Here is a 21,275-nt window from a genome sequence, read left to right as displayed (position 1 = left end):
AAACATCAGTTGCGCTTTTCTCAATCAACCAATGTCTCTAATCCCCCACACTAACTTTCGGCCGGTAGGGAAGTTGCTTCAGAAACGAGAGTCATTTTGAGGGTAGTGATATCGGCCTTGATCATCCTCTTCCAGCTCGAGGAATTCAGAGTAGACAAACTGATCAGGGTGAACGCCATAGATCTTATGTGTTTGCCAATACACGTGGTTGGCATCAAGCGAATAGCCTTTCTCTATCACCTTAAACGTGGGGATATCGGCACCGATGATTGGCTTTTCACCAAAGAAGATGGTGTTATTTGAAAGCAAATGTTGACCATAGCTATTATGGCCGAGCAGTTGATAGTCATTGGCATCACTTCCCTCTATCGACCGCAAACCGAAGTAGATACGCCCTTCAAAAATGAAATAGCTGTCATTTAAAGGCGTCACATCACTGCGCTTAACATATCGAGAATTAAAAGCATCTAAGCTCAACTCAATATACTGATAACTTTGCAACTCTTTGGCTAGGTGGCGCGTCATTTTCTCTGGTGCAAGCCCGACTAACCTGCTCCCCAAATAGTAGACGCCGTCTTTATCTTTCCAAAAATAACCATCCACGTCTTTTACAGACGCGACATCGCCAAACGGCAAGTATTCATCGTTATACAAGACGCCATTTTGATCGAACTGAACCGCGTGATTCAAGATCTGAAATGACGGAGCATGGGCATTGTTGAGCGCCTCGCCTCTGTAAAAAACATACCGATGATCTTTAGAGTAACCATCAACTAAGAGTTCAAACTTATTAGGACTCGCCCCTTTTAGTACTTCGCCATCGCAAAACACCTCATCACGGATAGCTAGGTATCTATCAGATTCTTCACCCGTAAACGTTTTAAAGTCGGCTGAAAATGACGCGATCATCTGGTCAAAATAGAAGACATTCCGCTCATCGTGAGCATATATCGTATTAATCAGAGAGAAGTTGGCAGGATTAGCGCCAACTAAAAGTTGGCCATAGGAATAAACGTGCTCATTGTCCTTTGCGAAGTAAGTCTCCTGATGACTGATATGCGCCATCGAAATAACTGAGAATGAATCAGGATTAGCGTCATCGATCGGCTCGCCTTTCCAATACGCTCGGCGACTATCTTTTGCATAGTCTTCACTAAGTACCGTGAAGCTTTCCAAATCAGCACCTTCTATCTTATTGGCGCCCAATTGAAAGAAATTACCCATCCGGACAAAAAACACCTCTCCCTTTTTGGCGTAATATTGTTCACTGACTCCTTTATCTATGGCGGAATAACCAATCCGAGGCGCGAGGTAAAAGAAAGCAAAGACAATGACAGGAAAAGCGACGACTGCCGCACCCAAAGTCAGGAACCATTTCATATCGTGTTCATCCTTGAAAATACATAAAATTAAAAGAGCCTCAGAAGAGGCTCTTTTCGCTGAAATTTTGTCACCTCTACTCGACGATATCCATCTCTTCGATCAGATTGTCGGCACCATCCACATATTTCATCACCCACAACATATAGCGCGTATCGACGTGGATGGAGCGATTGAGATCATCGTTGAAGTCCCAATCACCGATAATGCTTTCATACACCCCATCAAACAGTAAACCGACCAGTTCAGCACGGCCATTGAGCGTTGGCGAGCCAGAGTTACCCCCTGTGGTGTCTACGGTAGACAGGAAGTTCACTGGCACCGAACCTAATGATGGCAACAGATAATCACCGTACTTTTTGCTGGTGATCAGCTGCAGCTGTTTTGCAGGTGCATTGAATGGTTCAACGCCGGTGTCTTTACCAACAATGCCTTCCAGACGGGTGAATGGCAGATTAACTAAGCCATCTTGCGGTGAATTACCTTTCACCTGACCATGACTAACACGCAGGGTGCTGTTGGCATCGGCATAGATCGGCTGACCTTTGCTCTTGGCAAACGCGATCAGTGCTGCCATGTATTGCGGACGCCATTGCTGGAACTCGCCAGTCAGTGCTTTGTCGGCTTTTTCCAGCATCATCCGCTCTTGGTAAGTGCTACGGGCAAACTTAATAAACGGGTCGTCCACTTTATTCAGTGCGTCTAAATCGGTTTCCATCCATTGCTGCCGCATCGCCGCATCACCGATCTTGGTGCTGGCATAAAGCTTATCCAAATGAGCGCTCAACGCCTTGCTATCCAGCTTGTCAGTAATACCGAAGAAGCTGTCGATAGTGGGCAGGCGTTGCTCTTTTGGTAGCTTTGCGTATTCCTGAAGCAGGAACATCAGTAGCGCTTTATCCACTTCTGGGGCGTAGCGGCGATCCATTCGTGCCAGAGACGCTTTAAAGCGTGTCATATCGCGATCTTGATAGCCAGGCTCACGCTCAGCATCAGGCTTCTGTTTTTCATTCGCCAGACGATAGAGTTTCTTCGCCATCTGCGGTGCCTGCGCGTAGTACATGTAGTAGAACACCAGATCGCGAGCCTGGGTACTTTGCGATTGATCGACCAGCTCGGCTAACGACGAGACGGCCTTGCCATACTGCTTCTGGCGGCTTTTATCAGCCTTGATCCAAGCGTTGAGATCTTTTTCTAACTTTTGCTTACGCTTAAGAAAATCACTGTGATGGTAGCTTTCCACCATCGACTGAAAGTTTTTAGCGTAGTTAGCCAAACTGGCAAGGGTAGACTCATACTTGATACGGGCATCAGAGCCCTCTTCTGCAGTCACCTTAATCAGGTCGATCAACGCTTCACGCATAATGCGGCCATTAGGGTAGGCCCACTCAAACTGATTTTGCACTTCATCAGCGGTACGATAACGATTGGTACGACCCGGATAGCCAGCCACCATCACTAAATCGCCCTTTTCGACGCCTTTCGCCGACACTTTCAAGAAGCTCTTCGGCTCATAAGGGACGTTGTCTTTACTGAAATCTGCTGGCTGCCCATCGGGCCCGACATAGGCACGATAAAAAGAGTAATCTCCGGTATGACGTGGCCACATCCAGTTGTCGATGTCACCACCGTACTTGCCCACACTCATGGCCGGGGCGTGTACCAGACGAACATCACGGATCTCCAACTTCTTGGTCAAAAAGTACTCTAAACCATGGTGGAAGCTGGCGACATCACAACGATAGCCTGCGGCTTGCTCACACTCCGCAACTAACGTTTTACGTTTCGCTTCAATCGCCTGATAACGTTGTTCACCATTCATTTTACTGGTAACAGACGCCAGTACCTGGTCGGTCACCTCTGTCACTGACTCTGTGACATACACTCGAGAACCAGGTGCCGCAGGCAGCTCCTGATCCAACTGCTTAGCCAAAAAGCCATCTTCCAGATAGTTCTGATCCGGGGTGGAGTTAAACTGAATACTGCCGTACGCACAGTGGTGATTAGTGACCACTAAGCCCTTAGGAGAGACGAAAGACGCGGTACAGCCGCCAAGGCTGATCACCGCATTCATCGGGAATTCGGTCAAACTACTGAGTTTTTCCGGAGCAATTTCCAAGCCTCGCTTGGTCAACGTATCAGCGAGTTGCGGCAGCTGGTGAGGTTGCCACATACCTTCATCAGCAATCGCAGAGAACGCCGCCATACTGACAATAGCAGCGCCTAAAAAAGTGCGTTTTGAGAGTGTCATTATTTCTTCCTGGAGAGTATTTATGTATTTTTGCAGCTTATTTTGCCGCTTGTTGTTTTATATTCGATCGTTTGGATCTGGAGCAGTTTCGATCTCATGCTCTCTTTTGGCAAGCGGGAATTAATTGAACTCCGCCTTTAGACACCCTTAGTTACAAATTACTTGATCTCAAACATGCGAATGATAATGATTTTTATTTACAAAAAGGTAAAGCGATCATAAACTGCTGTTCAATGAGTGAGGCAAGGTAGTCAGCATCACTTATGTGATGGTCGTGGTTGCTACGATCATCGTGGTCGGTCTGTTGTCACACTCCCATATGACAACTGATCTACCATCTTTCGTTACGCTGGGTGGTTGTTCGGAGCATCGACTCCTCCATAGTGGCGAGAGGTCATCTTATAAGCAGGTAGGTTGCTTGTAAGGTTAACGGGAATCTTTCTTTCGGGCGACTTAATAGTCGCCCATTTTTTTGCCCCTATAGCGACCCCTCTCTTTTCACTGGTTCGCCTAACTGACTTTTCACTTTACATCAGACAGTGAGTACCATAATTTAAAGGCTCAGCAATTTAATAGGTCACCCATGCCAAACGTATCAGTCATGCTCAGCGTCAACCATTGGCTCCTCCTAGCAGAGCCGATGCAGTTACGCGTGTTCTGATTGAAAACACCATTGACTGCGGAACCCGCAGTCAATAACGCCAGTTCCGCAGTCCATTTCCCAGCCGCAACAAGGAACTGCGCGATGACCACCTCACCCATAGCATTACCAGACAACGCCACCCAGGATCGGACGAAAGGCATTTTGCTTGCCGCTTTCGCGACGGCACTGTTTTCAGCCAAAGGCATCTTCATCAAGCTGGCTTATCAATATCAGGTCGACAGCGTCACCCTGATGAGCTTACGTATGTTGTTTTCACTGCCGATATATCTGGCGTTGGGAGCTTGGGGCTGGCATCAGGGCTGGCTTAGCAGCCAGCTGCTAAAACGGCACGGAATGCCTATTGCCGCTATTGGTTTGCTGGGCTACTACGGTGCCAGCTTCTTTGATCTGTGGGGCTTAGAGTACGTGCCCGCACAGTTGGAGCGCTTAGTCCTATTTGCCTATCCAACCTTCACCGTTTTGCTCAGCTGGTGGTGGATGAAACAACGTCCAACGCGACAGATGTTTTGGATCTTACCCATCACCTGGGCGGGCGTCGCTGTCATGGTCGGTCATGATCTGAAGCAGCAAGGCCAGCATATCCTGCTGGGCACAGGATTAGTCGCCACCAGCGCGGTCATATTTGCCTTCTACATGGTGTTCAGTAAACCACTGATCAACAAAGTCAGTAGTGCTGCATTCACCATCGTCGCCATGGTGGCAGCAAGTATCGGCATATTGCTGCACTATCTCTTCAGTCAGCCAAACTTATTGGTGATCACGCAACAGCCACTACCGGTCTACGGTTACGGGCTGATCATCGCCCTGTTCTGTACCGTGTTACCGTCATTTATGTTTAGCGATGCAATACGCTTGGTGGGGCCTGATAAGACGTCAGTGACAGGCTCTTTGGGGCCGGTGTGCACCGCGATTGCAGCAGTGCTGATACTCGGTGAACCTTTCACCATCTGGCACCTGCTAGGTACAGCCATGGTCGTTGTCCCTATCACCTTTATGGCTGTGACGAAAAGTAAACACTAAGCCCTGCTAAGCAAACAACGAATCCAACCAGCTGCAGTCGCTCGTTCAGCGACTGCAGCAGGTTGGCAGTAGCAGACAATCTGAACACCATTTCAGCACCCACCATCTTAGATATCGCTAACATAAATAGATCACTCTCCTCTTGCCTACTGCAGTTCATCACTGGCCGGATCATGCAGCTGTTCAGGTGCAAAAAACAGGTAGGATTTGGCTTAAAATATAGTGACGACATGATTGGCTTTAGCCAGCGCGAAAAAGATCACAAAAATAACATTTGCTTGACACAAATCACACGCAGAGTTACAACTGCAAACGCAGAGGTAAAAGTTTGCATGTTTTGTTTTTTAGTTTTTAATCATATAGTTACGGAGTTATATATGAAAAAATTAGTCGTTAGCATCGCCCTTCTGTTCATCTCTTCAACCTCGGCATTATTTGCCGCCCCGGTTGACCTTATCAAAGGCTCATCCATCCTTCACAGCCGCTACGGATACAACTGGCAGTCATTCAATTTCGATATCCGTGTGGACAACCTCGCCTATGATAAGAAAGTCTCTATCCACTACCGTGATAGCGATGGCATATGGTATGACCGCCCAGCAGTTTTTGCAGGTTCAATCGATAATAGCCAAGAACTCTGGCAAGCCGGCTGGGAGCGTGTTACCAGCAGCCCATATGAAAAGAAAGAGCCATTGGAACTGGAATATGTCATCAAATATGAAGTCGATGGCACCACCTACTGGGATAACAACGATGGCCAGAACTATCGCTTGTTTGTCGGTGAGGGTGAGCAAATCACTACGCCAGTTTATGCAGACTTTTCCGTCGCATCCAAGCCTTCGGTGTACAACTACAACGGTCAAGAAACCAAGGTACCTGGCAGTTTTAGAGTCAGCCTCTTCCTGCAAAACCTAGGCTATGCCAAAGAGGTGAAGATCCACTACTCCTATGACAACTGGGCGACTACTTATGTTGGTGACGCAGTATTTCAAGCACAGCGCTACTTAGGCTATGCCAGTATCCATTATCCTAACGATTACGGCACAGAATACTGGGCATTCACAACCCGAGGCGACGAAGCCCAAGACAGTTCTGCCACGCAAGTTGATTATGCCATTTCCTATACTGTGAACGGTGAAACCTATTGGGATAACAACTTCGGTAATAACTACCAAGTTCCCGTACAGTAAATAGCAATCCTCGTTCTCCAAATAAAAAGCACCGGCAAACGACCGGTGCTTTTCAATAACTAAACATGTTAATCCAGTTAACTAGTAACCGCTTTACAGCTTAACAATGGCGGCAGATTGCGCACTCAAACAGAGCGTAGTTGTCGCAATCGAGATCTTGTCGCCCAATTGGAAAAGCAGTTCCCCATCTTTCGGCAACGTTAACGACACCGCTTGCTGATTTGGATTGAGTGCCACCAACAGGGTGTCACCCTGATATTTCCGGGTAAACAACACACAATTCTGTTGTGGCGAAAGGAACTGAATTTCACCATGACACAGCGTTGCCGAGCCTTTTCTCACTTCCGCAAGTTGCGCAATAAATTGGAATAACGCTCTATCTTGTTTTTCCGGCTCATCCCACGGGTAACCTTCACGACAATAAGGATCGTCACCGGCTGACATACCGATCTCGTCACCATAGTAAATACAAGGCGCCCCCGGCGTAGCAAACATGGTTAGCAAAGCCAGTTTCATCGCCTTTTTGTCTTCACCCATGATCCACAAAGGCCGAGCCATATCATGGCTACCAAGCAGGTTAAGCTGCATCTCGTTGATGCCCCAAGCATAGCTGGCATACATATCTTCCATCACTTCAACAAAGCTGTCGGCGCCCATCGGGGACACTTCCAGATTGTTACGACGGTAACCATTCCAACTGTCGGCGCCGATATAGCTGAGTGTGGCGCAGGCTTGAATGTAGTTCATGGTGGCGTCAAACATATCACCCTGCAGCCAACGCTGAGCTTTCATCCAGATCTCACCACAAATATAGGCGTCAGGATTCACCGCCTTACAACGAGCACGGAACTCACGCCAAAAATCATCATCTTCGATCTCTCTTGGCACATCGAGACGCCAGCCATCGATACCAAACTTCAGCCAGTATTCTGCGACATCGAAGATGTGTGCACGCCAACCTGGATTTTGGTGATTAAACTTCGGCAATGCAGGCAAATTCCACCAAGCATCGTAGTTTGGTGGATTATCTTCATCACTACTGTACGGGCGAAGTGGCCAATCCTGTACTTTAAACCAGTCGATATAAGGCGAATCACCACCATTCTCCAAGATATGATGAAACGCCCAAAACCCGCGGCTGGCGTGATTAAACACACCGTCCAGTACCACTTTCATATCTCGGGCATGGGCTTCGTCCAGCAATTTGCGTAGGGCGTCGTTACCTCCTAACAGCGGATCTACCTGCATGTAATCAAATGTGTGGTACCTGTGATTACAGGCACTGGCAAAAATAGGACACAAATAGATAGCGGTAACACCCAGTGATTTCAAGTAGTCCAGGTTATCGATGACACCGTAAAGGTCGCCCCCTTGAAAGCCCTGTTCTGCCGGATCTGCCCCCCAAGGTTTAAACACTAACCCTGGGCTATGAGAGATCTCTTTGCCACGGGCAAAGCGGTCTGGAAAGATCTGATAAAACACCGCTTCTTTTACCCAGTCAGGGCCTATCGCTTGTTCGCTCATGTGTGTTGGATTCCTTGTGCCTGAGTCAAAAAAGCCGGCACAGTGGCCGGCCTCTCTTACTATTTACGTTAGCATTACCATCTTCAGATTAGCGAATAATACGTTTCGCCGCAGTATCCAGCGCTTTATCCACTTGCTGACGTCCGGTAGTGATATTAGAAATAATGGTGCCCATCGATGACCAAAAGCGTCCCATCGCTGCTGCATTCGGCATCGGCTCACCCATTGCAGCACTGGCATAAACAGCCTGCACCATGGGATCTTTTTCTAGCTCTTTCTGCAAGTTTTTATTTGCCATCGCGCCCAGCTCGCCGCTGGTATAAAGCAAACGCTGGTTCTCTTCCGTCATCAGATAATTGTTCAGCAATTCTTTTACTAACAACGCATTAGGCGAAGCCAAATTAATCATCGCAGCCCATACCCCAACAAATGGCTTGGCCGGATGTCCATCCACCGTTGGCAAAGGTGTCACGCCGAAGTCGATCCCCTCTTTCTGCAGATCGTCCCAATACCAAGGACCATTGAGCATCATAGCGATCTCTTGCTTCTTAAACTTCATCTCCATGATGGAGTAGTCACTATTGCGTGGCATCAAGCCCTCATCCAGCATCCGCTTTAACAGCTTGGCTCCCACCTTAGCGCCCGGTTTGTTCACCCCGGTATCTTTGACATCATACCCACTGTCCTTACGGGCAAACACATAACCGCCATTAGCGGCCAACAAAGGCCAGGTGTAATAGGTGTTGTTGTAATCCCATAAAATAGCGTTGACACCTTTCTCTGCCATAAGCTTCTTATCAAGTGCGAACATCTCCTCAAACGAAGCGGGCGGCGTATCGATAAGTGCTTTGTTGTAAATAAGGCTGATCGCTTCAATCGCAATGGGATAACCATACACGCGCCCATCGACAGTCACTGCGTCCCAGGCATAGTCAATGGCTGAAGCACGCAGTTCCGGAGATGGCTTAATTTCGCTAATCAAGCCGCCACGAGCCCAATCACCCATGCGGTCGTGGGGCCAAAAATAGATATCAGGGCCATCACCTGCACCGGCCTGAATTTCAAACTGTTTCGTGGAATCGACAGGGCTCTCAACATTTACCACCACGCCGGTATCAGCACTGAACTGAGCGGCGATCTGCTTCATCTGCTCAGCACCTTTGCCGATCCAGATAGTGATCTCGCCCTCTACCATGCCAGCGTTAGCAGGTTGACCGAGAACACCACATAGCAATGCGGCCAGCGTAAAGGGCTTCCCTATTTTTTTTATCATTATTATTTGTCCCACTCCATCAATTCCAATTGGCCAAGAATCCGTCAGCCATCGCCACATTGCAACCGGTAACATGGCAGCGAAAGATCTGGATCACATTCGCATTAAAGTTATTTGCGGCAATACTAAAATAAGAATAGGCCGCCGCGAGGGCGATCCTTGGCCGCTAATGTCGAGCAAGGAGCAGGGCATAACTACCTCGCCCAATTAGAGAACGGAAAAAATAGGCATCAGTGATTTGCCAAGCAAGCACAATCAACGATGAATAGCGCGTTCAGCCCTAAGTCCAAACCTAGAGCTATCTAGCTGAATCCAGCCATGCACGGATCTGCGGCTCGAACGGCGCCACCGCATTAATATCTTCATCCGGTACCGTTTCCAGCACCTCGATGGTTTTCATCACTGCAGCATACTCTTGCAGCAAGCGATCGCGGGTTTCTTCATCTATATCTTGATCGTTAGCCAACTGTGTCATCGCGTCGCGTAACGACGGACCAATATTCTTGGCTCGCATATTTAGGGCACTAACCGCCAACATCAGTCGCTCAAACATCTGCGACCACTCATCATAGTTATTGAAACCGTGCTTGGACAATAATTGACTTAACGCTTCGGAATCTTTGCCTGACGCCCTCACTCGTTGGCTAAACACTTCTGATAACTGGGTGATATCAGTAATTTGATGAGCTGATGCCGTTTCTGGGTGCTCCCTGCTCCACTGATAAACCGCCGGAGCGGCAGCTAACCACTGTGTTATCTGTTCAGATTTCATCGGGGGCACCTCCGCCGCGGCAACCTCTGCCATCAACATCCCTCCGAACAACAGCGCGCACCATCCCAGGTGCTTTTTCCTACACATAGTGTTTGTCCTTATGGCGTCATCGTCTTTAGTGTAGCTGATCAAGATTCTAGCGAATTGCTATCAAATCATACTTTTGTAAAACATTAAACGTAAGCCGATAACCATTGAGGCACTTGCCGACACAAGTTAAAACAAACGCAACAAAAACCCAACAACTTTCTTATTATTCAGCATGTTATGGACATATATTTGTCATAAACAGTGGCCAAACTTCAGCACTACTCACTGAGAACTAATGAAGTACAGGAGTTTTAAATGCAGTCCATTGTTAAACGCAGTCCTATCACTATTGCATTCCTCACCAGCGCATCCATCCCCCTGACAGCACATGCCAATGTCGGCGTTGATGAGATACTCAACGGCGTACAGGTATACGGCAAGCTCAACTTGTCATGGCAAGTTTCCGACGAAGGTGATGGCTCATTTACGGATATGTCGAGTAACGCTTCGCGTTTCGGACTAAAAGGCGATGTCGGCGTTAATGACGACCTATCAGTTATCTACCAACTCGAATACGAAGCGGTGATCGAAGATGGCGATGACACCATCAAAAACCGAAACCAATTTGTCGGTCTTCACAGTAAAACTTTTGGTACGGGTAAGATTGGCCGCCATGACACCATGCTAAAAATGAGTCAGGGCAAAGTCGATCAGTTCAACGATTTTGAAGGGGATCTGAAATATATGTTTGTCGGCGAAAACCGTATGTCCGAAACCCTGACTTACATAAGCCCGTCCCTTGCCGGCTTTACGTTAGGCATGACCTGGGTGGCCACCGGCGCAGATAACGAAAGTGACTCCGTCAACGGTGAAAGCGACAGTGATGGCTTCTCTACCGCCTTGATGTATGGCGACAGTAAGTTAAACAGCACGCCATTCTATGCCGCTGTCGCTTATGACGATGATGTAAATAATTTCGATACGATTCGCACCACGGCTCAAGCCAGGTTAGCCAACCTAACCGTCGGCGGTATGTGGCAAGAATCTGAACGCTCTGATGGTACAGGCAGCGCTCAATCAGGCTGGTTGGCAAGTGCGGCCTATCAACTGACCCATAACGTGTCACTACGTAGCCAATATCAACAAAGTGATATGCACAAACTGGAACACGTTGATGGTTCCCGTCCGGCGGCCGATTTTAAAGAGGGTTATAGCGTTGGGGCCAGCTATGACTTCAGCAAAAAGACCGCGCTTTATGCCTGGTACACCGACCGTACCGCCGCCAATAGCAGTAGTAAATCGGACTCTGACTACTTCTCAGTCGGCATCAGTCACAGCTTCTAAGAGATCTTGAAATAAGTTTTAGGGAGTCGTTGCCAGAACAGGGACGTTCACCATTAATCCAACATTGGATCGGGATCCGTGATATTTAGGCCTCCATTCAGCTCACCAACTGCATAAGGCGCACCAAGTAAGTGGATAAGAGCTTCACCCAAAAGCTCGTGTTGTTTATCTGTTAACACGTCATAATCAAAAGTGTTGGCGCTAGCAAAAAAAGCATCCCAAGCTGCTTCGCCTTGGCCTACCTCATCAAACGCTTTCTTTATGCTCGCAAGGTCAGCAATAATCCAAGGGTCAGATTCAACCTGCTTATACGCCTCATAATAAGCAGGCGCCAATTTCGCTATCGCTTTGAGATAGTGGTAATTCAGCTTGATACATTTCTTGTATGTATTAAAAAATACTTGATCATCGGTTGAATATGGGGATTCCATCGCGCCGCCTGGACCACAGCTCACATTGCTGTAAAAGCCATTGATTAACTCCACCATGCTTAAAGCTGACAGATCTGGCTTTTCATCTGCCAAAACAATAGAGGGAGTCAGAGTGAGCGTTGCGAGAAGAAATACAAAACGTAAGCGAGAAAAAATATCCATTTTTATCGAGCCATCCTTGGGAATCATTCAAATAATCAGCTGCAGACCAGTTGATAACTAATAAAAAAACCGCTACACAGAGCGGCTTTTCATTTTCGAGCAATCAATAAGCTACTTCACTCGGGAAACGTATTCACCGGTACGAGTATCTACTTTCACTACTTCACCAATCTGAATAAACAGCGGCACACGTACCACAGCACCGGTGCTCAATGTCGCTGGCTTCCCGCCGGTACCGGCCGTATCACCTTTCAAACCGGGATCAGTTTCAGTCACTTCCAGTTCAACGAAGTTAGGTGGAGTCACTGAGATTGGATTCTCATTCCAGGTAGTAATGGTGCAAACGTCTTGCTCAACCAACCACTTCTCTTGATCACCGATCGCTTTAGCATCCGCCGCAAGCTGCTCGAATGTGTCATTGTTCATAAAGTGCCAGAACTCACCATCGTTGTAGAGGTAAGCCAGTTCAATATCCATGACGTCAGCGGCTTCGACCGTTTCGCCCGACTTGAAAGTTTTTTCCAACACCTTACCGGAGATAAGTTTGCGGATCTTTACACGGTTAAAGGCTTGACCCTTGCCAGGCTTAACGAACTCGTTATCAATAATTGAACAGGGCTCGCCATCCAGCATGAACTTTAGCCCTCCACGAAATTCGTTGGTACTATACGTCGCCATTTCTACCTCGTTACCAAAGCTGATTATTTCAAATGCCGCAGATGATAACCCGAAAACCCCTCGAGGGTGAACGACCATGGCAACAAGAGCTGGCAAAAGCGATCACCGATCCGGCGGTTTTGCTTACCATGCTTGAGATAGATCAAACTGCATTCGCCGACGGCTTTGCGGCGAGAAAACAATTTCCAATGCGTGTTCCTCAACCATTTATCGATCGCATGGTAAAAGGCGATCCGAATGACCCACTGCTACGCCAAGTTCTGCCGCTGAGCGATGAACTCATTACATCCAACGGTTATGTTAGCGACCCGCTTGGCGAACATGACACCCAAGCACCAGGCTTAATGCACAAGTATCAAAGCCGTGTCCTCCTGATCCTCCGTGGTGGCTGTGCGGTAAACTGTCGTTACTGTTTTCGCCGTCACTTTCCTTACGGCGATAACAGCCCTAGCAAGCAGGAGTGGCAACAGTCATTTGACTACATAGCGGCTCACCCTGAGATTAACGAGGTTTTGCTCTCTGGTGGCGACCCGCTAATGGCCAACGATCAGCAGCTTGACTGGCTACTGACTCAGCTAGAGCAGATCCCCCATCTACGCCGTGTGCGCATACATACGCGCTTACCCGTGGTGATACCAAGCCGTATTACCGATGCGCTCGTCAGTCGCTTAGCCAGCTCAAGATTAAAAGCATTAATGGTGCTGCATATTAATCACGCCAATGAAATTGATAACGCACTACAACGGGCAGCTCAGAAACTAAAACAAGCCGGGATCTGGCTGCTCAACCAAAGCGTACTATTGCAACAGGTGAATGACTCAGCCGATGCATTGTGTGCGTTAAGCGAACGCCTGTTTGAAGCCGATATACAACCCTATTATCTACATCTAATGGATAAGGTCGCCCAAGCAGAACACTTTGACTTGCCGCTAGCACGGGTACAGGCGCTAAACAAAGCAATGATGCAGCGTCTACCCGGTTTCTTAGTACCCAAGTTTGTCCGTGAAATAGCCGGACAGCAAAGCAAAACCCCCATAGATTTAGGTTTTAACCCATTTATTGAGCAAACAGATCTCGATTTTTTCCAGCAAAGCTGACACTGCCCATGTGCAGAAGAAAGCGCTAGAATAGCAACCGACTATAGATACCTTTGATATGAGAGAACCGCTTTAGATGTCGAGCCATGACCAGCTTTTTGAACACCTCAGTGCCAATTTAAAACAGGCTTACCGACAAGCAATTGATGCTGATGCCATACTCAACGAAATGCTGCAGCTTGATGTCGGGAAGTTCGACGCCGTTTTCCGTAAAGATCAAGGCTTTGAATGTGAAGCGATCAGATTTGTTCCCTATGTTGAAGAGCTCGCTGCCGAGATCGAACCACTGAAATCGGCTTCGCCCGACAAATTCGAAGCACAACTAAAAACATGGGTAAGCAAACTGGAACTGCTCCTGCGCACACTGGCAGAATTTAAGCGCAACCTAAAAGCCAAGTAAGCGGTCCACTCTTTCTCCAGCGGCTTCGCCCCATGCAAGCGGGTTAAAATCGACTAAACTTAGAGCAGGCTTTCAACAGATCATCGTTACAGCTTGGTGATATAGGTTTAAGTTAATGGAACCCGTAAATGCGAACGTCGCCGCCTCAGTGACGCAGCAGCTTCCACCACAGAGTAATAACGCGCAACAAACTGCCTTAGCCAGTATCAGTGAGGTAGTGGCAGCGCCGCCTTCGTCAGAAACGACAGAGGAGGATGCAACCGAATCCGTGCAGGTATCAAACTCTTTAGGACAGGCCGCTGAAGCGTCCAACCTCACTCGTAGCCGAGCAATTGAGTTATATAGAGCGGTCGCCGCACTGGTATAAGCGAGCGTGAAAGGAAAAGAGAAAGGGACAATTAATCGAGTAAAAAAGGGTACCGCTGATCTTGTCTAGAAGCTGTACGCCACACCAACGCCTAACGTGTATTCGTAAACTGGCGCCTCAGCTTTCGCTTCATTCGCTTCGAGCTTACCAACAGCGGCATTGTAATTCAGTTGCCAGCTTTCACTGAGACCCTGCTTTGCAGCAACGCCGACACTCACCTTGGATGCACCCTCCGTGACCGCACTACCATCTTCAGCAAGCAATGGCTGGCCAAGATAATGCTCAGCGTACTCACCGTTCATATAGGTGTAACTCACTTCTGGAAACAGCTTCAGATCGCCGGTCACCTGCAAAGGGTAGCTGTAACTTAACTTACCGTATTCTCCCCGCGCCTGCTCACTGAGCTCTGATACCAGTGACACAGCCACCGTTCCCCAAAAGTCCTGGTAACGATACTCAGCGCCCAAGTTGACCCGATCTTTTTCTTCCGCGGAGTCGAACGCTGGCTCCCACAGATCCTGACTATGCTCCACCAACGTTGCCACCGAATGCTTGGTACTGGAAAACAGCGGTTGTGACGATGCTTCAGAGACAACAAATTGTGCGCCTCGGTATTCAACCTGTAGGTCTTTTTCTGGTTGCTGCGCAAGTTGCTGGGAGAGTAGGGGAAAATTCGGAAAACGATCGCCTGCAGTAGCCACACCATCAGTGACTTCAGTCGCTTGTGCGGCACCGCTAACAAGCAGCGCAAGGCTAAGCGCCTTTACAACTTTCCGCATTGGCTTCCCTTACTGTTTCTTATCGTTTTGATTTTTAGTATAGCCAGAGAACGAGATATCTCCGTGCATGGATCAAATTTATCGATCTGGCTCTGAACTTTTCACTACCAGCCATGTCATCAGTAGACCGGTAAATGCAATTTTTCATTACCAACAGATATAAAAAAACCCGCCAGATGGCGGGTTTTTTGATCGCTTAGGAAGCGGAAGGCTACATCAAACTACCCTCTCACCTAGTGTTTCTCTGGAACCCCTGTATTATGCGGCTCCCAAGGCGAAATGCTGTACCACGTTGCTGTATCACGGAGTTGTATCATGTCGAAGGATCAGTACCTCAAGAAACGCGGAAATATCTGGTGGTATCGCCGCCGCGTGCCTGCATCATTACAACACCTCTACCCCAACCAAACAGACATTATAAAGTCACTTCACACAGACAGCCTCAAATTAGCTCGTCTCCGTCGGGACGAGATTACAGCAACGATCAGCGCTCAACTCTCAAGTAGTTACGATCCCGATAGGATACGTTTCAAGGCTCTAGTAGATCAGCTACGCAAAGAAGACCCTGAGACTATGTGGGAGTTGGAGTATCAGGGCTTTAGCAACAAATCTACGGAAGATGAGAGGGAAAAGGATTTAGTGGCTGCGGCAGCTTATAACCACGTCGTACACGGTCAAAAAGAGGCGTACACGCAAACTCTACGTGAGACCCTGTTATCGTGGAAAGTGCGTAACAACAAGAAACCCGCTGATACGCTTAACAAAGTCACGCAAGCTGTTGATAGCTTCTTGCGACATATACGGCAAAACGACATAGCGCTTCTCAGTATCCATAAGAAACAAGTAGTAGCCTACGTCGAATCTCTATCTACAGATTTCAGCCAATCAACTATTTCGTCCCGCCTCTCCCGATTAAGGTCGGTTTGGAAACACGCCTATCAACAGGGTGATATTGAGAAGGAAAGAAGTCCGTTCCATAGCCTAGACCTCTCGCACTTTTCGTCACAACAAGGTGAGAAAAAGCAGCTATTCAGCGCCTTAGAACTTCAATCTATTCTCAATGCAGACCTCCAATCAAACCTGCACGACCTAGTCCGATTAGGTCTCTATACAGGAGCTAGAATAGGCGAACTGTGTAACGTACAGATTGAAGATATTACGAATACAGAGCATGGCTACCTGATGAGGATTATTCAAGGTAAGACGGCATCGGCTAGTCGGATCATTCCCATTCCAAAACAGGCATGCTCAATCGTCACAGAGCGCCTCAATAGTCGCTCCAAGGGTTCACTTATCGAACTGGAAGGTAAAGACGCTAGTCGAACTTTTAGCCGCTTTAAAACAGCACATATAACTACTGATAAGGCACGCACGTTCCACAGCCTCAGGGTTCATTATGTGACGGCAGCCCAACGAGCGGGTATTAAAGAATTTGAGGCGGCATCAATCGTAGGCCATGCCACTGGCAGCACCATGTCATTCGGTTATTACGCAAAAGCTGATTATGGACTTCTTGCCGAAGCAGCCCAAAAGATAGCTGACCAAATTGATATCGAGTGGATTAAGTCTTCCCAACAATAGACAAAGAAGCAGATAAAAGCTGTGGTCACTAAGGTATACCCTACTGACCACCTAAAGGCTGTCCACTTATCTAACGGTAGAATGCGGGTTAGCGGCTTGCGATCAGTGCTCAACTTGGGTAGGCTCCTAGCCTCTAGACCCTAGTGACCAAAAAAAGAGTCCAATGACCACTATCGCTTATATTCGAGTTTCTACCACTGACCAGAATACAGATCGACAGCTAGACGGTGAGACTTACGATAAAGCCTTCACCGATAAGTGCTCAGGTGGGAGTAAGGAGCGACCCGCGCTAGTGGAGCTATTGGACTATGTGAGAGACGGTGATTTAGTTATTGTTCACAGTATTGATCGCCTCGCTAGGAACATCGACGACCTCCGCTCACTGGTACTCGAACTGAACAACAAGGGTGTGACTGTCCGTTTCTGTAAGGAATCCCTCACCTTCTCAGCTAACGACACAAGCCCTATGTCTGAGCTGATGTTGAATATGCTAGGAGCAGTCGCTCAGTTTGAGAGGTCTATGATCAAGGAGCGTCAAGCGGAAGGCATCGCTAAGGCGAAGGATAAGGGAGTTTATAAGGGTCGGACATCAGATATGCGTCGTAACGCTGAAATCCATAAACTTAAGGGCGAAGGTTTAACTAACACAGCTATCGCAAAACAAGTCGGATGCTCCCCTAAAACTGTACAGAGAGTGCTGAAGCAGGTGGCCTAAAATCATCAGATCTTAAATAATCATTAAGAGGCCGCTAGAGCAAACCCAAGAAGCCCCCCGCAAGGGCTGCCCTGACGAGACAGCAAAGCGCCTTCAGGCGTGCGCACAGGAGACCTTACGGGCATCCCAAGCAGCTATCTCAGCCGTTGTTTGGCTATTCCAGTGAAACTAGCGATTCTTAGAGACCCCTAGCAAGAGCACCCCTAAGATCTCTTATAGTCTAGATAACTACTAAATAACTAAGAGAGAGTCTTAAAGAGACTCTAAGAGATCTTAAAGATCAAGGTAGAGATACGTACACACGTAGCACCTACCATGCCAAGTGTATAGTAGGGTTAAAATACTACTGATTACAGACCCTTAGTTCATCACCTCCAAGAGCTTCCTATCTGACATAAAGGTTGCAAGGTATATGGTAATTTAGCAGAATGTAATGCTTCAATGGAATAAGCGAGTATATCGAAATGAAAACAAGGACGTACCTCCTAGCAGGCATCCTCCTAGCCGCATCAGGCTGTGCATCAACTAGCTTAGAAGGCCGTAAAGAAGTCGACGCTCTACACGGTTTCGAGAAGACAGTCTTCGAGACCTCCAAACTGAGCCCCGTCTATGTCTATCCAGAAGGTTGGGAGTCAGGTCTAAGAGTTGATAGAGCTGTGGTAATAGGTAAGAAAGTGCAACTCACCCTTGTCGTTGGCTCAATCACCAATATGTTTGAACTAGACGTTAAGAATGCCAAGGGTAAGTTCAAGGGAGAGCGCTTGGGTACAACCAACTTCGACGAAGGCTTCAGCTACCAAGTATTTCTATTACCCTGTGATGCTATGAGAGACAAAGAGGGTGACTTATTTCGAGTTACTTTTGGCAGTGGATACAAAGACTATTTTGTTGATACAACGAAGAGCGGAATGACTACCAACCCCGTTGAATACTTCGATGCTGTCTACAAGGTCTGTAGTGAAAATACTCCCGCCTAAATACCCGCAATGATTATCAGGGGGGTAACTTCTAAGGCTCCCTTTGCCTAGCACCGCCCTCTGTAGCCTTTGAAAAACGACACCCTAGTTTTTTTAGAAAAAAGTTTTTAGATAGAAGGGGTCGTTTATTGAACAGCTTGGGTAGCGCTACGTGCCTCAAATATGATTCAGCAGGGATAGCCCTTCAGGTTTCACGTAGCGACGCATAAGAGAGTGGCCAAAAAGTTCAGAGTGAACAAATTCGACACCCTCAAGACGCTTCTGTAGAAGATACTATTCACGTTCCAGCGACACCTACCACACACTCAGAACTGCTCCGTATCTCCCCAATCCCACTCCAATTCCCATTTAGCACCTGCCTTGCCTTGTGCCAAAACCGTCCCCTTACTAGGCCACCAGCTTAATTTGAGACCCTTCGAGCAGACCAATTGATGTCCGTAGGGTATCTCCTTGACCTCTTCCAGTGGGAACCCAAGCCCCTCGACACGTTTTATCAACCCCTTTAGTGTTCCCTCGAATTTCACGATAGCTCACCTCTCCAACAACCAGCGTAGAGTGTTATTGCTGGCAATCCCATAGCAATTGTTTTCGCCGCCTCTCCAGCTGAGCAACTGACCCAACGTTTTACTTGAGGGATACGCTTTCCGTTATGAAGGCTCTCTAATCCAATTGAGTCCAAAACAAAGTCCTCTACCAACATGGTCTGATCCATTACTTCTCCTTTGACCTAATTCAGTTGTCATTCAGTGACTTGAGGCTGCGGAGGTTAACAGGGTGATAGAGCTTTAGGGGGTTGTTCCGAGGTTGGAACATTTTTGATGAGATATAGGTCACAAAAAGGGGCAACACTGCTGTACCACAATGCCGCCCCACAACGGGTCTGACAACACCTCTAACCCATTGAAATTAAAGGCTCTTAACAGATGGGCGAAGCTTACATCATACCGCCCATGCCACCCATACCACCCATACCACCCATGCCGCCCATATCTGGGGCGCCACCAGCAGCTGCTTCTTGAGGTACGTCAGTCACCATCGCTTCGGTGGTGATCATCAGGCCACCCACAGACGCTGCAAACTGCAGTGCTGAACGAGTTACCTTAGTTGGGTCAAGAATACCCATGTCGATCATGTCACCGTAAACGCCGGTTTGAGCATTGTAGCCGTAGTTAGCTTCGCCACCACGTACGTTATTAGCTACCACAGAGGCTTCTTCACCCGCGTTAGTTACGATTTGACGCAGAGGCGCTTCCATCGCACGCAGAGCCAGCTTGATGCCGTGGTTCTGATCTTCGTTGTCGCCTTCCAGCTCGGCGATCTTCGCAGCAACACGTACCAGCGCAGTACCACCACCGGCAACCACGCCCTCTTCTACGGCTGCGCGAGTTGCGTGCAATGCATCTTCTACGCGCGCTTTCTTCTCTTTCATTTCAACTTCAGTCGCTGCGCCCACTTTGATCACAGCAACACCGCCAGCCAACTTGGCTACACGCTCTTGCAGTTTCTCACGATCGTAGTCTGAAGAGGCTTCTTCGATTTGCTGACGAATTTGACCAACACGGCCTTCAATCATCTCAGCGTCGCCTGCACCATCAATAATGGTTGAGTTATCCTTGTTGATAACCACACGCTTAGCTGTACCCAGATCTTCCAATGTCGCTTTTTCCAGATCCAAACCAACTTCTTCAGAAATAACCGTACCACCAGTCAACACAGCGATATCTTGCAGCATCGCTTTACGACGGTCACCGAAGCCAGGTGCTTTAACAGCAGCCACTTTCACAATGCCGCGCATGTTGTTTACAACCAAGGTTGCCAACGCTTCGCCTTCAACGTCTTCAGCAATAATCAGCAGTGGCTTACCTGCTTTTGCCAGACCTTCCAGAACAGGAAGCAGTTCACGGATGTTGGAGATTTTCTTGTCAACTAACAGGATGAACGGGCTTTCCAGTTCAACATTGCCAGTTTCCTGGTTGTTGATGAAGTAAGGAGACAGGTAGCCACGGTCAAACTGCATACCTTCAACCACGTCCAGTTCATTTTCCAGACCCTGGCCATCTTCAACTGTGATAACGCCTTCTTTGCCGACTTTGTCCATCGCAGTAGCGATGATTTCGCCAACATGAGCGTCAGAGTTAGCAGAGATAGTACCTACCTGAGCAATCGCTTTGCTGTCAGCACAAGGTACAGAGAGTTCTTTCAGCTCAGCAACCGCAGCGATAACCGCTTTGTCGATGCCGCGCTTGAGATCCATTGGATTCATGCCAGCAGCAACGGCTTTAACACCTTCGTTGACGATCGCTTGTGCCAGTACTGTCGCAGTGGTGGTGCCATCACCGGCATCATCAGAGGTCTTAGAAGAAACTTCTTTTACCATCTGTGCGCCCATGTTTTCGAACTTGTCTTCCAGCTCGATCTCTTTTGCCACAGAAACACCGTCTTTAGTTACGGTAGGTGCACCGAAGCTCTTATCCAGAACGACGTTACGACCTTTAGGGCCCAGAGTAACTTTTACTGCGTTAGCCAGTACGTTTACACCAGCCAGCATTTTTACGCGTGCGTCTTCACCAAATTTGACTTCTTTTGCAGCCATTTTTCTCTTTCCTCAAATTCTTTAGCGTTCTGATTACCTGAATACGC

18 protein-coding genes are annotated in these 21,275 nt (G+C 48.0%); 9 read left to right on the top strand and 9 right to left on the bottom strand.

Going from position 1 to position 21,275, the window contains the following annotated elements:
* Window positions 1–78 precede the first annotated feature (78 nt).
* Window positions 79–1,380, bottom strand: a complete 1,302-nt coding sequence (locus DU002_RS18300) for a DKNYY domain-containing protein (RefSeq protein ID WP_114339903.1) — start codon at window positions 1,378–1,380, stop codon at window positions 79–81.
* Between the two features lie 76 nt (window positions 1,381–1,456).
* Window positions 1,457–3,631 carry a S46 family peptidase gene (locus tag DU002_RS18295; RefSeq protein ID WP_114339902.1) on the bottom strand — a complete coding sequence of 725 codons (2,175 nt, stop codon included), beginning with the start codon at window positions 3,629–3,631 and terminating at the stop codon, window positions 1,457–1,459.
* 745 nt (window positions 3,632–4,376) lie between these two features.
* On the opposite strand from DU002_RS18295, the gene DU002_RS18290 reads away from it, so the two are divergent.
* The gene (locus tag DU002_RS18290; protein WP_114339901.1) at window positions 4,377–5,315 is read left to right on the top strand and encodes a DMT family transporter; all 939 of its coding nucleotides are present in this window, start codon (window positions 4,377–4,379) and stop codon (window positions 5,313–5,315) included.
* A 377-nt stretch (window positions 5,316–5,692) separates the two neighbouring features.
* A complete protein-coding gene (locus tag DU002_RS18280; protein WP_158538142.1) occupies window positions 5,693–6,505 on the top strand; it encodes a carbohydrate-binding protein in 813 nt (270 codons plus the stop codon).
* Between the two features lie 93 nt (window positions 6,506–6,598).
* Here DU002_RS18280 and DU002_RS18275 read toward each other — a convergent pair whose 3' ends face one another.
* From DU002_RS18275 to DU002_RS18265, 3 genes are all read right to left on the bottom strand, one after another.
* On the bottom strand, window positions 6,599–8,029 hold the full coding sequence (locus DU002_RS18275; RefSeq protein WP_158538140.1) for a glycoside hydrolase family 13 protein: 1,431 nt from the start codon (window positions 8,027–8,029) through the stop codon (window positions 6,599–6,601).
* 88 nt (window positions 8,030–8,117) lie between these two features.
* Window positions 8,118–9,302, bottom strand: coding sequence for a maltose/maltodextrin ABC transporter substrate-binding protein MalE (malE, locus tag DU002_RS18270; protein WP_114339898.1), 1,185 nt, complete (start codon window positions 9,300–9,302; stop codon window positions 8,118–8,120).
* A gap of 298 nt (window positions 9,303–9,600) precedes the next feature.
* Entirely contained in the window at window positions 9,601–10,161 is a 561-nt protein-coding gene (locus tag DU002_RS18265; RefSeq protein WP_130566187.1) for a hypothetical protein, read from the bottom strand.
* A 258-nt stretch (window positions 10,162–10,419) separates the two neighbouring features.
* Here DU002_RS18265 and DU002_RS18260 point away from each other — a divergent pair, with 258 nt between their 5' ends.
* On the top strand, window positions 10,420–11,448 hold the full coding sequence (locus tag DU002_RS18260; RefSeq protein ID WP_114339896.1) for a porin: 1,029 nt from the start codon (window positions 10,420–10,422) through the stop codon (window positions 11,446–11,448).
* 53 nt (window positions 11,449–11,501) lie between these two features.
* Here the strand turns inward: DU002_RS18260 and DU002_RS18255 are convergent, their stop codons facing one another.
* Together DU002_RS18255 and efp are read right to left on the bottom strand one after the other, a co-directional pair.
* Window positions 11,502–12,041, bottom strand: coding sequence for a hypothetical protein (locus tag DU002_RS18255; RefSeq protein WP_114339895.1), 540 nt, complete (start codon window positions 12,039–12,041; stop codon window positions 11,502–11,504).
* Window positions 12,042–12,152: 111 nt separating this feature from the next.
* Window positions 12,153–12,719: an elongation factor P gene (gene efp, locus DU002_RS18250; protein WP_114339894.1), complete on the bottom strand. Its 567-nt coding sequence runs from the start codon at window positions 12,717–12,719 to the stop codon at window positions 12,153–12,155.
* 32 nt (window positions 12,720–12,751) lie between these two features.
* Here efp and epmB point away from each other — a divergent pair, with 32 nt between their 5' ends.
* The 3 genes from epmB (at window position 12,752) to DU002_RS18235 (ending at window position 14,583) form a co-directional block, all read left to right on the top strand.
* Window positions 12,752–13,816 (top strand): EF-P beta-lysylation protein EpmB, encoded by a 1,065-nt coding sequence (epmB, locus tag DU002_RS18245; protein WP_114339893.1) that lies wholly within the window; start codon window positions 12,752–12,754, stop codon window positions 13,814–13,816.
* A 76-nt stretch (window positions 13,817–13,892) separates the two neighbouring features.
* Window positions 13,893–14,216: a prephenate dehydrogenase gene (locus DU002_RS18240; protein ID WP_114339892.1), complete on the top strand. Its 324-nt coding sequence runs from the start codon at window positions 13,893–13,895 to the stop codon at window positions 14,214–14,216.
* A 115-nt stretch (window positions 14,217–14,331) separates the two neighbouring features.
* The gene (locus tag DU002_RS18235) at window positions 14,332–14,583 is read left to right on the top strand and encodes a hypothetical protein (protein ID WP_114339891.1); all 252 of its coding nucleotides are present in this window, start codon (window positions 14,332–14,334) and stop codon (window positions 14,581–14,583) included.
* A gap of 65 nt (window positions 14,584–14,648) precedes the next feature.
* On the opposite strand, the gene DU002_RS18230 is transcribed toward DU002_RS18235, so the two are convergent.
* The gene (locus DU002_RS18230; protein WP_114339890.1) at window positions 14,649–15,362 is read right to left on the bottom strand and encodes a MipA/OmpV family protein; all 714 of its coding nucleotides are present in this window, start codon (window positions 15,360–15,362) and stop codon (window positions 14,649–14,651) included.
* A 315-nt stretch (window positions 15,363–15,677) separates the two neighbouring features.
* Here DU002_RS18230 and DU002_RS18225 point away from each other — a divergent pair, with 315 nt between their 5' ends.
* The 3 genes from DU002_RS18225 to DU002_RS18215 all read left to right on the top strand — a co-directional run bounded on the left by DU002_RS18225 (window position 15,678) and on the right by DU002_RS18215 (window position 18,635).
* Window positions 15,678–16,943, top strand: a complete 1,266-nt coding sequence (locus DU002_RS18225; protein WP_158538138.1) for a tyrosine-type recombinase/integrase — start codon at window positions 15,678–15,680, stop codon at window positions 16,941–16,943.
* 163 nt (window positions 16,944–17,106) lie between these two features.
* Window positions 17,107–17,658, top strand: coding sequence for a recombinase family protein (locus DU002_RS18220; protein WP_114339888.1), 552 nt, complete (start codon window positions 17,107–17,109; stop codon window positions 17,656–17,658).
* Between the two features lie 464 nt (window positions 17,659–18,122).
* Complete coding sequence (locus DU002_RS18215) at window positions 18,123–18,635, top strand: hypothetical protein (RefSeq protein ID WP_114339887.1); 513 nt, start codon at window positions 18,123–18,125, stop codon at window positions 18,633–18,635.
* Window positions 18,636–19,569: 934 nt separating this feature from the next.
* On the opposite strand, the gene groL is transcribed toward DU002_RS18215, so the two are convergent.
* A complete protein-coding gene (gene groL, locus DU002_RS18200; protein WP_114339884.1) occupies window positions 19,570–21,228 on the bottom strand; it encodes a chaperonin GroEL in 1,659 nt (552 codons plus the stop codon).
* Window positions 21,229–21,275: the final 47 nt, after the last annotated feature.

The sequence above is a fragment of the Corallincola holothuriorum genome (genome assembly GCF_003336225.1).
Taxonomy (GTDB): domain Bacteria; phylum Pseudomonadota; class Gammaproteobacteria; order Enterobacterales; family Neiellaceae; genus Corallincola; species Corallincola holothuriorum.
This window is presented reverse-complemented; position numbering and strand designations above follow the sequence as displayed.

Coding starts and splice junctions, on each gene's coding strand:
- DU002_RS18300 (WP_114339903.1), bottom strand. CDS start 1,380: ATGAAATGGTTCCTGACTTTGGGTGCGGCAGTCGTCGCTTTTCCTGTC.
- DU002_RS18295 (WP_114339902.1), bottom strand. CDS start 3,631: ATGACACTCTCAAAACGCACTTTTTTAGGCGCTGCTATTGTCAGTATG.
- DU002_RS18290 (WP_114339901.1), top strand. CDS start 4,377: ATGACCACCTCACCCATAGCATTACCAGACAACGCCACCCAGGATCGG.
- DU002_RS18280 (WP_158538142.1), top strand. CDS start 5,693: ATGAAAAAATTAGTCGTTAGCATCGCCCTTCTGTTCATCTCTTCAACC.
- DU002_RS18275 (WP_158538140.1), bottom strand. CDS start 8,029: ATGAGCGAACAAGCGATAGGCCCTGACTGGGTAAAAGAAGCGGTGTTT.
- malE (WP_114339898.1), bottom strand. CDS start 9,302: ATGATAAAAAAAATAGGGAAGCCCTTTACGCTGGCCGCATTGCTATGT.
- DU002_RS18265 (WP_130566187.1), bottom strand. CDS start 10,161: ATGTGTAGGAAAAAGCACCTGGGATGGTGCGCGCTGTTGTTCGGAGGG.
- DU002_RS18260 (WP_114339896.1), top strand. CDS start 10,420: ATGCAGTCCATTGTTAAACGCAGTCCTATCACTATTGCATTCCTCACC.
- DU002_RS18255 (WP_114339895.1), bottom strand. CDS start 12,041: ATGGATATTTTTTCTCGCTTACGTTTTGTATTTCTTCTCGCAACGCTC.
- efp (WP_114339894.1), bottom strand. CDS start 12,719: ATGGCGACGTATAGTACCAACGAATTTCGTGGAGGGCTAAAGTTCATG.
- epmB (WP_114339893.1), top strand. CDS start 12,752: ATGCCGCAGATGATAACCCGAAAACCCCTCGAGGGTGAACGACCATGG.
- DU002_RS18240 (WP_114339892.1), top strand. CDS start 13,893: ATGTCGAGCCATGACCAGCTTTTTGAACACCTCAGTGCCAATTTAAAA.
- DU002_RS18235 (WP_114339891.1), top strand. CDS start 14,332: ATGGAACCCGTAAATGCGAACGTCGCCGCCTCAGTGACGCAGCAGCTT.
- DU002_RS18230 (WP_114339890.1), bottom strand. CDS start 15,362: ATGCGGAAAGTTGTAAAGGCGCTTAGCCTTGCGCTGCTTGTTAGCGGT.
- DU002_RS18225 (WP_158538138.1), top strand. CDS start 15,678: ATGTCGAAGGATCAGTACCTCAAGAAACGCGGAAATATCTGGTGGTAT.
- DU002_RS18220 (WP_114339888.1), top strand. CDS start 17,107: ATGACCACTATCGCTTATATTCGAGTTTCTACCACTGACCAGAATACA.
- DU002_RS18215 (WP_114339887.1), top strand. CDS start 18,123: ATGAAAACAAGGACGTACCTCCTAGCAGGCATCCTCCTAGCCGCATCA.
- groL (WP_114339884.1), bottom strand. CDS start 21,228: ATGGCTGCAAAAGAAGTCAAATTTGGTGAAGACGCACGCGTAAAAATG.